Annotated in this window: 15 protein-coding genes and 1 riboswitch; of the genes, 10 read left to right on the top strand and 5 right to left on the bottom strand. The window is 65.9% G+C overall.

Annotated elements, in window-relative coordinates:
• Nucleotides 1-95: 95 nt before the first annotated feature.
• Both ACN20X_RS16675 and ACN20X_RS16670 read left to right on the top strand, forming a co-directional pair.
• Nucleotides 96-572, top strand: coding sequence for a sigma-70 family RNA polymerase sigma factor (locus ACN20X_RS16675; protein ID WP_017405010.1), 477 nt, complete (start codon nucleotides 96-98; stop codon nucleotides 570-572).
• Between the two features lie 4 nt (nucleotides 573-576).
• Nucleotides 577-1,554: a FecR domain-containing protein gene (locus ACN20X_RS16670; protein ID WP_473209625.1), complete on the top strand. Its 978-nt coding sequence runs from the start codon at nucleotides 577-579 to the stop codon at nucleotides 1,552-1,554.
• A gap of 57 nt (nucleotides 1,555-1,611) precedes the next feature.
• Here ACN20X_RS16670 and ACN20X_RS16665 read toward each other — a convergent pair whose 3' ends face one another.
• Nucleotides 1,612-2,163, bottom strand: a complete 552-nt coding sequence (locus ACN20X_RS16665) for a P-loop nucleotide/nucleoside kinase family protein (protein WP_016445890.1) — start codon at nucleotides 2,161-2,163, stop codon at nucleotides 1,612-1,614.
• Between the two features lie 178 nt (nucleotides 2,164-2,341).
• Nucleotides 2,342-2,728 (bottom strand): fluoride efflux transporter CrcB, encoded by a 387-nt coding sequence (gene crcB, locus ACN20X_RS16660; protein ID WP_016445889.1) that lies wholly within the window; start codon nucleotides 2,726-2,728, stop codon nucleotides 2,342-2,344.
• Nucleotides 2,729-2,809: 81 nt separating this feature from the next.
• Nucleotides 2,810-2,873, bottom strand: a riboswitch (Fluoride riboswitch).
• Nucleotides 2,874-3,034: 161 nt separating this feature from the next.
• Here crcB and ACN20X_RS16655 point away from each other — a divergent pair.
• From ACN20X_RS16655 to ACN20X_RS16645, 3 genes are all read left to right on the top strand, one after another.
• Nucleotides 3,035-3,265: a DUF4124 domain-containing protein gene (locus tag ACN20X_RS16655; protein ID WP_319796025.1), complete on the top strand. Its 231-nt coding sequence runs from the start codon at nucleotides 3,035-3,037 to the stop codon at nucleotides 3,263-3,265.
• Entirely contained in the window at nucleotides 3,262-3,684 is a 423-nt protein-coding gene (locus ACN20X_RS16650) for a DUF4124 domain-containing protein (protein WP_227468520.1), read from the top strand. Before ACN20X_RS16655 ends, ACN20X_RS16650 begins: the two co-directional genes overlap by 4 nt.
• A gap of 436 nt (nucleotides 3,685-4,120) precedes the next feature.
• Nucleotides 4,121-5,137, top strand: coding sequence for a D-2-hydroxyacid dehydrogenase family protein (locus ACN20X_RS16645; RefSeq protein WP_016445887.1), 1,017 nt, complete (start codon nucleotides 4,121-4,123; stop codon nucleotides 5,135-5,137).
• 51 nt (nucleotides 5,138-5,188) lie between these two features.
• Here the strand turns inward: ACN20X_RS16645 and ACN20X_RS16640 are convergent, their stop codons facing one another.
• From ACN20X_RS16640 to ACN20X_RS16630, 3 genes are read right to left on the bottom strand one after another with little or no spacing between them, the layout of a single operon-like run.
• Entirely contained in the window at nucleotides 5,189-6,004 is an 816-nt protein-coding gene (locus ACN20X_RS16640) for a hypothetical protein (RefSeq protein WP_016445886.1), read from the bottom strand.
• A 3-nt stretch (nucleotides 6,005-6,007) separates the two neighbouring features.
• Nucleotides 6,008-6,439: a DNA polymerase III subunit chi gene (locus ACN20X_RS16635; protein WP_016445885.1), complete on the bottom strand. Its 432-nt coding sequence runs from the start codon at nucleotides 6,437-6,439 to the stop codon at nucleotides 6,008-6,010.
• A gap of 45 nt (nucleotides 6,440-6,484) precedes the next feature.
• Nucleotides 6,485-8,074, bottom strand: a complete 1,590-nt coding sequence (locus ACN20X_RS16630) for a leucyl aminopeptidase (protein ID WP_016445884.1) — start codon at nucleotides 8,072-8,074, stop codon at nucleotides 6,485-6,487.
• Nucleotides 8,075-8,097: 23 nt separating this feature from the next.
• On the opposite strand from ACN20X_RS16630, the gene lptF reads away from it, so the two are divergent.
• From lptF to ACN20X_RS16605, 5 genes are all read left to right on the top strand, one after another.
• Nucleotides 8,098-9,225, top strand: coding sequence for an LPS export ABC transporter permease LptF (gene lptF, locus ACN20X_RS16625; protein ID WP_016445883.1), 1,128 nt, complete (start codon nucleotides 8,098-8,100; stop codon nucleotides 9,223-9,225).
• Nucleotides 9,225-10,334, top strand: coding sequence for an LPS export ABC transporter permease LptG (gene lptG / locus ACN20X_RS16620; RefSeq protein WP_017407657.1), 1,110 nt, complete (start codon nucleotides 9,225-9,227; stop codon nucleotides 10,332-10,334). The genes lptF and lptG overlap by 1 nt, the downstream gene beginning before the upstream one ends.
• A 10-nt stretch (nucleotides 10,335-10,344) precedes the next feature.
• Nucleotides 10,345-10,758, top strand: a complete 414-nt coding sequence (locus tag ACN20X_RS16615) for a sirohydrochlorin chelatase (RefSeq protein ID WP_016445881.1) — start codon at nucleotides 10,345-10,347, stop codon at nucleotides 10,756-10,758.
• Nucleotides 10,759-10,822: 64 nt separating this feature from the next.
• Nucleotides 10,823-11,764 (top strand): CysB family HTH-type transcriptional regulator, encoded by a 942-nt coding sequence (locus ACN20X_RS16610; RefSeq protein WP_016445880.1) that lies wholly within the window; start codon nucleotides 10,823-10,825, stop codon nucleotides 11,762-11,764.
• A gap of 58 nt (nucleotides 11,765-11,822) precedes the next feature.
• Nucleotides 11,823-12,989: a pyridoxal phosphate-dependent aminotransferase gene (locus ACN20X_RS16605; protein ID WP_016453527.1), complete on the top strand. Its 1,167-nt coding sequence runs from the start codon at nucleotides 11,823-11,825 to the stop codon at nucleotides 12,987-12,989.
• Nucleotides 12,990-13,031 lie beyond the last annotated feature (42 nt).

Genomic DNA, 13,031 nt, shown 5'->3' with positions numbered 1-13,031 from the left:
CATTCTTATTATCTTTTGCAACCGAGACCGCCACGTTGCCCATCTCGGCTTCTACGCCCGGCCTCCCCGCTTCTTTCGCACAAGCCGCCCTCTCCGTGCACAGCCTTTACCAGAATCACCATCCCTGGCTGGAAAGCCTGCTGCGCAAGCGCCTGGGCAACCGTGACGATGCGGCCGACCTGGCCCAGGACACCTTCGTGCGCCTGCTGCGCTCGCCAGTGCCGCAGCAGGACATCCGCGAGCCCAGGCGCTACCTGGCCACCATCGCCCGCGGCCTGGTCACCGACCTGTTTCGCCGCCGCACGCTGGAGCAGTCCTATCTGGACTATCTTGCACAGCTGCCGCAGTCGCTGGCGCCTTCGCCCGAGGAGCAGGCCATCGTCCAGCAGACCCTGCTCGACGTGGACCGCATGCTCCAGGGCCTTGCACCCAAGGTGCGCGAAGCCTTCGTCCTATCCCATTTCGAGGAACTGAGCTACCCCGAGATCGCCGAGCGCCTGGGCGTGTCGCTGCGCACCGTCAGCAACTACCTGACCCGGGCGATGGAGCATTGCTGCCTGGTCCTGGCATAGCCACATGGGCGAGGGATCTTTGGAAAGCAACGACCGACGGGCCTTGCATGAGGCCGCTGCCTGGCACGTGAAACTGCGCGGCACCGCGGTGACGCCAAGCCTGCAGCAGGCATGGACGGACTGGCACGAGGCCGACCCCGCCCACCAGCGCGCCTGGCTGCGCGTGCAATCCGTCACCGCACAGCTGTCGCATCTGCCCGCACCCTTGGCGCGCCAGGCGCTGGGCCGCCGCTCCGACCCCAATCGCCGTTCTGCGGTGCGTGCTGTGGCCCTTGGCCTGGGCAGCGGTGCCACGGCCTGGCTCGCCTGGAAAGGCGCGCCGCTCGAGCACTGGCAGGCAGCTCATCGCACCGCCACTGGCGAGCGCCGCGACCTGACGCTGCCCGACGGCTCCCTGGTGGCCCTGGATACAGCCACCTCCGTGGACGTGGCTTTCGACGACCGCCAGCGCCTGCTGCGCCTTTACCGCGGCCGCATCCTCGTCGCCACCGGGCCAGACGCACTGGGCCGCCCCTTCAGTGTGCAAACCCCGCAAGGCCATGTACTGGCCCTGGGAACGCGCTTCACGGTCCATGTCGCGGACGACGGCCTGTGCCATGTCAACGTGCAGGAAAAGACCGTGCGCCTGCAGCCCCTGGACAGCGAAGCCACCCCCACCGAGCTGCAGGCCGGGCAACACGCCGCCTTCTCGGCCAGCGCCACCCAGCCACCCGCGTCTGCCGATCCCTTTGCCGCCAGCTGGCACGAAGGCGGACTGATCGCGCTGGACATGCCGCTGGGCCAGCTGATCGACGCCCTCGCCCGCTACCGGCCCGGCTACCTGGGCTGCACGCCCGAGGTGGCAGGCCTGCGTGTCTCGGGCGCCTTTCCCGTGGACGACACCGATCGCGCCCTGGCTGCGCTCGTCCGCCGCTTCCCCTTGCAGTTGAGCACCCGTACACGCTATTGGGTGCAAGTGCAGGCACGGTCTGGCGGGGATTGAGTAGGCGATCGAGGAGGCGTTCCAGTGGGCGAGCCGGCGGCCGCACGGCCTTTGCGGTCAGGCCCGCACATACGGGTGATGCACAACGTCGAAGCCCTCCTGTGCGCAAGGCGCGACAAAGTAGCTGGTGATCAGGTCGAACTGCTCATCGCTGGCCTGAAAGGGATGATCCCCCGCCGCATTGCGCGCACGCAGGCGCTGCTTGCAGACCTCATCGGGCACATCCAGGAAATGCAGGCGGTGGGAGGCACCCACCCTCTCGAACACGCTGCGCGCCCAACCTCTGCCTTCCAGCGTGTTGGCAGGAAAGTCCAGCACCACTGAAACGCCGGCATCCAGCAGCGCCTGCACATGCGCCCCCATCAATCCCTTGAGTCGCGCGCTGCAGCGCACGTAGTCGGCCACCGACTGCATCTCGCCGGGATACAAACCGGCCAGCCAGGAATCCTCGCTGACCAGCACCGTGCCGGGCTGCGCCGCCAGTTGCCGTGCCAGCGTCGACTTGCCCGAGCCGATCTTGCCGCAGACCATGTGCAGCGTGGCCGGCCGCGCAGCGCGGGAATCGGCCTGGGCGTCGTCCGCATGGCGGGACGGTTCAAGAACCTGCATATCCATCTCCTGAAAGGCTTGTGAAAACCCTGGAGGCGGAATGAAAAAACCCGCCTCCTCTGGGCGGGTTGCATGGCGCCGAAGGCCGCTGGCTAACCCACCATCCAATGGATGGTGCGAATAATCTGCGTTGCGTTCAGGCGGGCCATGGCGCACAGCATAGCGCAATCAGGGTGCCTCAATGGGCCACCATCCGAACCAGCCCCAGCCCCGCAAACAGCGCGGCAACGCCCAGCACCAGCGAACCCAGCGCATACAGCACGGAAGCGAGCCAGTCGCCGCGCTCGTACAGCATGCCGATCTCCAGCGCGTAGGTCGAAAACGTGGTGAAGCCGCCCAGAATGCCCGTGGTGATGAACAGCCTCGCACTCTGCGGCAGCGAAGTCTTGAGCGCAAACCACTCCACCACCACCCCCATCACGAAAGCGCCCAGCACATTGATCGCCAAGGTGCCCAGCGGATAGGCACTGCCCACCAGCCGCAGTGCAAGCAGGTTCGAACCATGCCGTAGCGCGGAGCCGAGGCCGCCGCCCACGAACACCAAAATGAAACCGTAGATACCCATGACCGTCCTTTCATCAAACAACCGGGACGGGCGCGCCGGGCAGGATCAAGACACGGCCCTGCCACCGGCAGGACACGCCCCACCAAGGCAGGAGCCATCAGCCCCTTGCAGGGCGGTTTCGGGAAGCTCCATTCCCATCGTGCAGCCATTGCTGCGGTGGTCGAGTTTACTCCGGGCAAGCGAGCACAGGCAGCCATCCCGTGGCGGCAATACCGACCCTGCATCCCTTGCAGCGGCCTATTGGAATAACTTAATCTCAACCGATTCACCGCACAGGGATACCATCACTCCCATTCATTCAACGAGATGAATATGCGCCTATTGACTCTGACAATCGTTGCGACATTTCTGGCTTTACCTGCCGCCGCCCAGGTCTATCAATGCAAGGATGTTTCTGGAAAACTGATTTTTTCAGACAGCCCCTGCAGCAGCGACCAATCCGGCGCACTGATACAGCGCAAAAATCGGACGATGAAATCTACCGCGAACGGGCCGAGGCCGCGGAGGCTAATGAGCGAAAGCAGCAGCGCCAGATGAACGAAATGCAGCAGCGCCAGATCGAGAGCCAGCAGCGCGTCATCGAACAGCAGGCCCGCAAGGCGAATGCTCCTGCACCGGAGCAGCTCGGCGCATCCTCCCAGTGCAAGGAGGCGCGCAAGGAGCTGGAATTCGTATCCAGCATTCGCACCCTTTCCCTGGATGAAAAACGGATACGCACCAATGCAGCAATCACCAGCGTCAATGCTGCATGCGGCTCCAATACGCCGCTGATGCAGGAACCACCGAAGCCGGTTTTCACACCGCGGGCGGCCCAGCCTGTTCCTCTATCCAGTTGCAATGGTGCACTTTGCTACGACAGCAATGGCGGAATCTACAACCGCAACGGCCAATTCATCAGTGACAGTCAAGGGCGGAGCTGCCGAATACTGGGTGGAACCATGATTGAGTGCGACTGAGCGCGGTCCATCACACTCTCGGCCTTCACCGGCTTCGCCGGCAGGTGGCAACCCCCAAGTCCCGTCCGACCAGGGGTCCGCAAGGCGTTGCAGGGTGTAATTCGCTGATACAGCTGCGCGGGCGACAGAGCGTGCCAGTGACCGGTTTCACCTGCCAGGGCTTGCCGGCATCTGCGCGGCTTGTGTAACCACGGCTGCGCGATCTGGCGCGGGCCGAAGCCTTCAGCCTCAAGCCCGGGGCTGCTTGAACGACAATGTGACCGTCGGGCCTCGGGGCCCTGGCTGCGCAAGCGTCACACAATAGTCAGGCAGGCCGGTTCAGGTAGGCGTTGATGATGCCCAGGGCAAAGCGCAAAAGCGGATCAGAACATTTGCCGACAACCTCTTGCGCGGCAACCCGGAGATAAATCAAAGGCTTATGAGAGATTCACAGGCAATGAACATCATCATTCTTGACGACTACCAGGACGCCGTACGCAAGCTGGACTGTGCGCGGCTGCTGGAGCCGTTCAACGCCAAGGTCTTCACCAATACCGTCAAGGGTGTGGGCCAGTTGTCGGTGCGGTTGCGCGATGCGGACATCATCGTGCTGATCCGCGAACGCACGCAGATCAGCCGGCAGTTGCTGGAAAAACTCCCGCGCCTGAAGCTGATCGCGCAGACCGGCAAGGCCGGCGCCCATATCGATGTGCAGGCCTGCACCGACCAGGGCGTTGCGATTGCCGAGGGCGTGGGCTCGCCCATCGCACCGGCCGAGCTGACCTGGTCGCTGATCATGGCGGCCACGCGGCGGCTGCCGCAGTACATCGCCAACCTCAAGCACGGCGCATGGCAGCAATCGGGGTTCAAGGCGGCGTCCATGCCCGCCAATTTCGGGCTGGGCAGCGTGCTGCACGGGCGCACGCTGGGCATCTGGGGGTATGGCCGCATTGGCAGGCTGGTGGCCCACTATGGCCATGCCTTCGGCATGAAGGTTCTGGTCTGGGGCAGCGAGTCCTCGCGCCAGAAGGCACAGGCCGACGGCTTTTCGGCCGCCGCTTCGCGCGAGGATTTCTTTGCCGAATCCGATGTGCTGTCCATGCATCTTCGCCTGCATGAGGCCACACGCGGCATCGTCACGGCGCAGGATCTGGCGCGCATGAGACCCACAGCCCTGTTCGTGAACACCTCGCGCGCCGAACTGGTGGAGGCCGATGCGCTGCTGGGCGCGCTCAACCGTGGCCGCCCCGGCCTGGCGGCCGTGGATGTCTTCGAGAGCGAGCCCATTCTCCAGGGCCACGCACTGCTGCGGCTGGAGAACTGCATCTGCACGCCGCACATCGGCTATGTGGAGCAAGACAGCTATGAGCTGTATTTCCGCGCCGCCTTCGACAATGTGGTGAACTTCGCTGCAGGCCAGCCCAGCAACATCCTCAATCCCGAGGTGTTCTCAGGCCCGGCACGCGCAGGCTGAAGGCCGGGTCAGGCGGGCACCTCGCCCTTCACCCGCCTACCCGATCACGGATCAACGCCCCCCGCCCTGTACAGCATCGCCGCGTGCGGCACTCGCCCGGTGGGCCAGTTCGTCGGCCACGGCCTCGTAGACGGCTTGGCGCACCACCGACTCCACCTCTTCGCGCAGGCGCACGACGATGGATCGCGTCTGCTGCTGCACCACCGTGGCGATGGCATCGCGCAGGCGCTGGTCCAGCACCAGGTCCACGCGCTGCATGAGGCGATGGACCAGATACTCCTCGGTGACCTGCTGCGCGTGGCTGTCCCAGATGGACTCCATGGTGGGCAATACACAGGCGGGTGATGCCCCAGGTGCTCCAGGTGCCGCAGATGCCGGATCCGGCTCGACCCCTTGCGTGGCAGCGTCGGCCTGCACCACCGGCGCGGCAGGAATGTCGTCTTCGATCGGTGCGGCCGGGGCCACCTCTGGCACATCGGCCGGTTCGGCAACTTCGGCCACTTCGAGCAGACGGCTCTCCTGGGCCAGCTGCATTTCCACGGACGGCGCACTGGGCGGCAGATAGTCGGAATGCACTGGCTGCACTGCAGGCCGCGGGCCCTGTCCAGGCGGCGCAGGCTCGGCGACCATGGACCGCTGGGGTTGCAGATCCAGGGGCAGCGGCGGCAGGGACGCGGGCATGGAAACCAGGCCGCGGCGTGGCGCAAGCATGCCTTCGCTCGCCCAGGAATCGGTCTCGCCGCTGTGCGGCAGTTCGGACGCAGCGACAGCGGGCGGTTCTGCCACCGGCGACTGCACTGCATCGACCGGCACGACATCGGTGAGCGTGGGAACAAAGCGTGGCGGGGTTTTGGAGGGAGCGCTCATGGCTTACTCCTTGAGGACCAGGTCATGGCGCTTGATGGAAATCCCCTGCGCCACGTAATGCTTCCAGCGCTGCCGGGCCAGATGCCGGTCTTCCTCATCGGTGGCAGACACCACTTCAACGACACGCGCAAAGCGCTCGAATCCTTCTGGCACATCGCCGCCCAGATTCACCAGCATGTCGTGGTGCGGCGCGCTGTCCAGCCGCTCCAGCAGCACGATGGGCGAGAAGGCCACAATGCCGGCCCCATCGCCTTCGACGGCGTGGGCAAGAAAATCGGTGGGCGAGACACTCCAGAGCCTGGGCGACAAGGCCTTGAGCGACGCGGAAGATCCCAGCACCACCAGTTGCGTGCGATGCCGCAGTGCCTTGCGCGCAAGACGGCACACATAGGCCAGCTTGTCAGGCGCGTTGAAATGGAACGCCACTTCAGTCAAGCGATGCTCCTTTCGCGCAGGCCCGTGCGGATGGGGACGATGCCATCAGGCCTGCTCCGGCTGGACTGCAGCGGCTGCCTTGCGGCGGCTGGGAGAGCCGGCCTTGGGCGCCGCAACCGACTTGGGCGCGCCGGCCCTGGATGGCGCCTTGCCGGCATCGACGCTGGCCAGCAGGTAGTGCAGCAGCAGGCCCACGGGGCGGCCCGTGCCGCCCTTGGCGGCGCCGCTCTTCCAGGCCGTGCCGGCGATGTCCAGATGAGCCCAGGGAATGTCTCCCACGAAGCGCTGCAGGAACTTGGCCGCCGTGACCGCACCACCTGCGCGGCCTGCCACATTGCCCATGTCGGCGAAATTGCTCTTGAGGCCTTCGCCATACTCCTCGTCCAGCGGCATGCGCCAGCACGGGTCGAGCGCGGCATCGCCCGCCTGCTCCAGCGCACGGGCCAGCTCGTCGCTGGGCGAGAACATGCCGCTGCGCAGCCCGCCCAGGGCGATGACGCAGGCACCGGTCAGCGTGGCGATGTCCACCATGGCGCGGGGCTTGAAGCGGGCGGCGTAGGTCAGCGCATCGCAGAGCACGAGGCGGCCTTCGGCATCGGTGTTGAGGATTTCTATGGTCTGGCCACTCATGCTGGTGACCACGTCGCCCGGCTTGACGGCTGCGCCTCCGGGCATGTTCTCGGAGGCCGGAATGAGCCCGACCACGTTGATGGCCGGCTGCAGCTGGGCCAGCGCCTGGAACACGCCCAGCACGCTGGCGGCACCGCCCATGTCGAACTTCATCTCGTCCATTTCGGCGGCAGGCTTGAGCGAGATGCCGCCGGTATCGAAGGTAATGCCCTTGCCCACCAGCACCACGGGCGCGGCGCCCTTGGCGCCGCCGTTGTAGTGCAGCTCGATGAAGCGCAGCGGCTGCTCCGACCCCTGGGCCACGGCCATGAAGGCGCCCATGCCGAGCTTGGCGACTTCGGCGGGGCCGTGGATCTTGCAGCTGATGCCGGGCAGCTTGGCCAGGGCACGGGCTGCGTCGGCCAGCAGCATGGGAGTGGCGTGGTTGGCCGGGCGATTGGCCCATTCGCGCGCCAGGGCCATGCCTTCGGCCTGGGCCACGGCGATCTTGAAAGCGGCGGCGATGCCGCCCTTGTCCCCGCTCTTGTCGCCGGACTTGCCGGACGCGGCACTGGCGCCCGTCGCCGCGATCACCAGCTTCTTGAGCGCCACAGGCTTGGCCTGGGGCTTGGTGTGGGTATAGCTGTAGCAGGCATCGGCCGCGGCCACCACCGCTGCTGCAACAGCGCCACCCGTGGCCTCGAAGCCGAAGCACAGCACGGCCTTGCCAACGCCGCTTGCCTTGAGGGCCGAGCCTGCGCCTGCCACGGCCTGGCGCACGTCGCGGGCCGAGCCGCTGCCCGCGCCCAGCAGCACGACGCGGCGGGCGGCCACGGCCGGCAGGCCGTACAGTGCCAACTGCTTGCCGGCTGCCGTTTCGAAATCTCCGGCCTTGACCGCGTGAGCGACCAGGGTGGACAGCGCGTCGCTGCCCGTGGCCGTGGCTTCGGTCACCAGCACCAACAACAGGTCACACTTTTCACGTACTGCAGCGGCAGTCGTCAACGGCTTCAGTTCAAAGTTCATAATCGGCGTTTTCCTTTCAGCCAATGTTATTCGATTCATCCATACGCAAAGAGCTGGCCCGCAGCTTCGGTGCCACGGTCGTGGTGCTGATCACGGTCGTCATGACCATGATGCTGATCCGCACGCTGGGTCAGGCTTACAAGGGCAATGTCAGCCCTTCCGACGTTCTGCTGGTCATGGGATATACGGTGCTTGGCCAGTTGCCCACCATCCTGGGCCTGGGACTTTTCGTGGCCGTGGTCGGCTCGCTGTCGCGCATGTACCGCGACAGCGAGATGGTGATCTGGTTCGCCGCAGGCCAGGGACTGGCCAGCCTGCTGCGCCCGCTGCTGCGCTTTGCCTGGCCGGTGCTGGCCGTGATCGCCGTGCTGGGCCTGGGCATCCTGCCCTGGGCCAATCAGCAGATCGAGCAGATCAAGACCCAGTTCGAGCAGCGCAGCGACATCGACCGCATCGCTCCCGGTGAGTTCCAGGAGTCTGCCGGCGGCTCGCGCGTGTTCTTCATCGACAAGGACGTGCCCAGCGCCACCGCTGCCAACAATGTGTTCATCGTGGCCAATGAGCGCGGGCGCGAGTCCGTGACCTCGGCGCGCGGGGCGCGGCTGGAAGTGGTCAAGGGCGAACGCATGGCCGTGCTGACCGACGGCCAGCGCATGGAGACGCAGACCAGCGACGGCTCGGTGAAGATCAGCGAGTTCAAGGAATACGGCACGCAGCTCGGCAGCGGCAACAATCTGGCCGCCGCCGAGGAAATGGCCGCGCGCAGCACGTACACGCATGAGCTGCTGCCGCGCACCGAACCCATCTACCGCGCCGAACTGGGCTGGCGCATAGGCCTGCCTCTGGCGGCGCTGAACTTCGTGATCCTGGGCCTGGCCGTGGCCAGCGTGAACCCGCGTGCCGGTGGCAGCGGCAGCCTCATGCTCGCGCTGTTCGCCTTCATCGTGTACTACAACCTCATGACGCTGGGCGAGAACTGGGTGGCCTCGGGCAAGCTGAGCATGCCCGCCATGACGGCCTTGCTGCACGGCGGCACGTTGCTGCTGGCGCTGCTGGTGCTACTGGTGCGGCACAGGCGCTGGTCGCCGCGCGATCTGTGGCGCAGGCCCTGCAAGCCGACTGCCCTGGACGACGCGAAGGCGGTGCCATGATGAGAGTTCTGAGAAACCTGCTGTACCGCGACATCATCGCGGCCGTCGGCTATGTGACGCTGGCCTTCCTGGCGCTGTTCTTCTTCTTCGATCTGGTCGATGAGCTGCGATGGGTCGGGCGCGGCGGCGACAACGGCTACAAGATCACGCACGCGCTGCTTTTCGTGGTGCTGCGCATTCCCAGCCACCTGTACGAGCTGATGCCCATCACCGTGCTGATCGGCACCATCTACGTGATGGCGCGCTTTGCCCAGAGTTCGGAATTCACCATCATGCGCACCAGCGGCATGGGCCCCTGGCTGGCGCTGCGCACGCTGATGGTGCTGGGCCTGGGCTTTGTGCTGGTCACCTTCGGCACCGGCGACTACCTGGCACCTGCGGCCGAGAACGCGGGCCAGAACATACGCGCCATCCACCTGGCCCAGCTGTCACGCGGGGCCACGGGTGCCTGGCTCAAGGAGCGCCAGGGCGATCATTCCATTGCCATCAACGTGCGTGCCATTCGCGGGCCCGGCGATTTCTCGAATGTGCGCATCTTCGACTTTGACGGCCAGGGCCGCATCTCTGCCCAGATCCATGCGGAATCGGCGCAGGTGAGCGAAGACGGAGAATCCTGGATGCTCCAGGGCGTGCAGGCCAGCCGCCTGACGGCCAAGCCCGACGGCGGCATGGTGCTGCAGCGCGAGAAAGAAGACAGCATGAACTGGAAGACGGGCATCAGCGCCGAGATGGTCTCGGCCGCTTTGCTCAAGCCCGATCGCATGTCCACCATCTCGCTGTTCCAGTATGTGCGCCACCTGGAAGCCAACGGCCAGGCTGCACAGAAGTACGAGATCGAGTTCTGGCGCAAGGTCTTCTATCCGATGAGCTGCCTGGTGATGGTGGTGCTGGCCCTGCCTTTCGCCTACCTGCATTTCCGCTCGGGCGGCATCGCGGCCTATGTGTTCGGCGGCGTCATGGCCGGCATCAGCTTCTTCCTGCTGAACAACGTGTTCGGCTACATCGGCACGCTGCAGACCTGGTCGCCCTGGCTGACCGCTGCGGCGCCGGGCCTGCTCTACAGCCTTCTTTCATTGACGGCCTTCACCTGGCTGGTGCTGCGCCGCTAGGACCGTTGCCATGCAAAACGAGACAACATCTGCCGGCAGGACCGGACTGATCCTGCTGGCACACGGCTCGCGCGACGCCTTGTGGCGCCAACCCATCGAGGCCGTGCTGAAGGCCGTTCAGCAGACGCATCCCCAATCCCTGGCCGCCTGCGCCTACCTGGAGGCCTGCGCGCCCGACCTGCCCACCGCCGCGCGCGGGCTGGTCGAGGCCGGCGCCACGCACATCACCGTGCTGCCCCTGTTCCTTGGCACGGGCAAGCATGCGCGCGAGGACATCCCGAAGCTGGTGCAGGAGATAAGCGATACCCATCCGCAGGTGGCCGTGGACCTGCAGCCGGCCGTGGGCGAGCATCCGCGTGTCACGGCCCTGCTGGCAGAACTGGCACTGGTGGCCACGGAGCCCCGTGGCGCACCGGGAAGCTGAAATAACGAATCGCTTCTTTATATAAATGCAGCATAATGGCGCGCAGCACCCTGCTGTCACCGCCATGAACCTGCACCAATTCCGATTCGTCCAAGAAGCGGCGCGCCGCAACCTCAACCTCACCGAGGCGGCCAAGGCCCTGCATACCTCGCAGCCCGGCGTCTCCAAGGCCATCATCGAGCTGGAGGAGGAGCTGGGCATCGACATCTTTGCGCGCCACGGCAAGCGCCTCAAGCGCATCACCGAACCCGGGCTGGAGGTGCTCAAGAGCATCGAGCTCATCATGCGCGAGATCGGAAATCTCAAGCGCATCGGCGAGCAGTACAGCGCCCAGGACAGCGGCACGCTGTCGATTGCCACCACCCACACACAGGCCCGTTACGTGCTTCCGCCTGCCGTGGCACGGCTGCGCGACCTGTATCCCAAGGTCACGATCAGCCTGCACCAGGCCACTCCGGCAGAGGTGGCGCGCATGGTCATCGACGAGGTGGCCGACATCGGCATGGCCACCGAATCCCTGGCCGACTACCCCGATCTCGTCACCCTGCCCTGCTACGAATGGCAGCACGTGCTGGTCATGCCCACAGGCCACCCGCTGGCGCAGAAAGAGCGCATCACGCTGGACGACATCGCCCACGAATCGCTGATCACCTACCACCCTTCGTTCACGGGTCGCGGCAAGATCGACCAGGCCTTTGCCACGCGCCGCCTGCGTCCGCGCATCGTGCTGGAGGCCATTGACTCCGACGTGATCAAGACCTATGTGCGCCTGGGCCTGGGCATCGGCATCGTGGCCGAAATGGCCATGCGCGACGACCCGGTCAATGACCTGGTCGTGCGCCCCATGGGCCACCTATTCGGCCAGAGCGTGGCACGCGTGGCCATCAAGCGCGGCGCCTACCTGCGCAATTTCGTCTACCGATTCGCCGAACTGCTCAGCGACCGCCTGACGCGCGATCTCATCATGCGCGCCATGAACGGCCACGTGCACGACTACGAACTCTGATCCTCCGCCCCACCGGACCTGCAGTGCGGGTCCGCTCCCGCTGTCCGCTGTTTCCGCCATGACTTCTGCCACGCCCCGCACGCCCGCCTTCCCCAGCCGCCTGCCCCATGTGGGCACGACCATCTTCACCACCATGTCGGCCCTGGCCGCCGAGCACCAGGCGGTGAACCTGGGCCAGGGCTTTCCCGATTTCGGCTGCGACCCCAGGCTGGTCGATGCCGTCACGGCCGCCATGCAGGCCGGCCACAACCAGTACCCGCCCATGCCCGGCCTGCCCCAGCTGCGCCAGGCCATGGCCGACAAGATGCAGGCGCTGTACGGCCGCAGCTACGATGCAGGCACCGAGATCACGGTCACGGCCGGCGCCACGCAGGCCATCCTCACCGCCATCCTGGCCACCGTGCATGCTGGCGACGAGGTCATCGTGCTCGACCCCTGCTACGACAGCTACGTGCCCAACATCGAGCTGGCCGGCGGCGTGCCCGTGCGCGTACCGTTGACGCCGGGCAGCTTCAAGCCCGACTTCGCCAAAATTGCCGCCGCCATCACGCCGCGCACCCGGCTTTTGATCATCAACAGCCCGCACAACCCCAGCGCCACCATCTGGAGCGATGCCGAGATGCTGCAGCTGCAGGAGCTGCTGGCGCCCACCGACGTGCTGCTGATCAGTGACGAGGTCTACGAGCACATGGTCTACGACGGCCGCCAGCACCAGAGCGCCGCGCGCTTTGCCGGCCTGGCGGCGCGCGCCTTCATCGTCTCCAGCTTCGGCAAGACCTACCATGTCACGGGCTGGAAGGTGGGCACCGTCGCCGCGCCGGCCGCACTCACGGCCGAGTTCCGCAAGGTCCACCAGTTCAACGTCTTCACCGTCAACACGCCCATGCAGGCGGGCTTGGCCAGCTACATGGCCGACCCCGCGCCCTATCTTCAGCTGCCCGCCTTCTACCAGGCCAAGCGCGACCTGTTCCGCCAGGGCCTGGAAGGCTCGCGCCTGCGCCTGCTGCCCACGGCGGGAACCTACTTCGTCTGCGCCGACATCTCGGCCGTGTCGGACCTGGACGAAGCCGCGTTCTGCCAGTGGCTGGTCAAGGAACACGGCGTGGCCGCCATCCCGCTGTCGGCCTTCTATGGCGACGGCTTCGACCAGCGCGTGGTGCGCTTTTGCTTTGCCAAGCAGGACAGCACGCTGCGCGCGGCACTGGATCGGCTGCGCAAACTCTGAGGTTTGTGGGCGAGCGGGCCTGCAGCCCCGGATAATGAGAAG

It is taken from the genome of Delftia sp. PX-1, assembly GCF_055797465.1.
Note: the sequence above shows the minus strand (reverse complement) of the source record. Positions and strands in the feature narration are given on the sequence as shown.

What these genes read in the sequence shown, in the direction of transcription:
- ACN20X_RS16615 (WP_016445881.1), top strand. Translation starts at nt 10,345, where the DNA reads ATGCAAAACGAGACAACATCTGCCGGCAGGACCGGACTGATCCTGCTG.
- ACN20X_RS16650 (WP_227468520.1), top strand. Translation starts at nt 3,262, where the DNA reads ATGAACGAAATGCAGCAGCGCCAGATCGAGAGCCAGCAGCGCGTCATC.
- ACN20X_RS16665 (WP_016445890.1), bottom strand. Translation starts at nt 2,163, where the DNA reads ATGCAGGTTCTTGAACCGTCCCGCCATGCGGACGACGCCCAGGCCGAT.
- lptF (WP_016445883.1), top strand. Translation starts at nt 8,098, where the DNA reads ATGTTATTCGATTCATCCATACGCAAAGAGCTGGCCCGCAGCTTCGGT.
- ACN20X_RS16610 (WP_016445880.1), top strand. Translation starts at nt 10,823, where the DNA reads ATGAACCTGCACCAATTCCGATTCGTCCAAGAAGCGGCGCGCCGCAAC.
- ACN20X_RS16670 (WP_473209625.1), top strand. Translation starts at nt 577, where the DNA reads ATGGGCGAGGGATCTTTGGAAAGCAACGACCGACGGGCCTTGCATGAG.
- lptG (WP_017407657.1), top strand. Translation starts at nt 9,225, where the DNA reads ATGAGAGTTCTGAGAAACCTGCTGTACCGCGACATCATCGCGGCCGTC.
- ACN20X_RS16640 (WP_016445886.1), bottom strand. Translation starts at nt 6,004, where the DNA reads ATGAGCGCTCCCTCCAAAACCCCGCCACGCTTTGTTCCCACGCTCACC.
- crcB (WP_016445889.1), bottom strand. Translation starts at nt 2,728, where the DNA reads ATGGGTATCTACGGTTTCATTTTGGTGTTCGTGGGCGGCGGCCTCGGC.
- ACN20X_RS16655 (WP_319796025.1), top strand. Translation starts at nt 3,035, where the DNA reads ATGAATATGCGCCTATTGACTCTGACAATCGTTGCGACATTTCTGGCT.
- ACN20X_RS16605 (WP_016453527.1), top strand. Translation starts at nt 11,823, where the DNA reads ATGACTTCTGCCACGCCCCGCACGCCCGCCTTCCCCAGCCGCCTGCCC.
- ACN20X_RS16645 (WP_016445887.1), top strand. Translation starts at nt 4,121, where the DNA reads ATGAACATCATCATTCTTGACGACTACCAGGACGCCGTACGCAAGCTG.
- ACN20X_RS16630 (WP_016445884.1), bottom strand. Translation starts at nt 8,074, where the DNA reads ATGAACTTTGAACTGAAGCCGTTGACGACTGCCGCTGCAGTACGTGAA.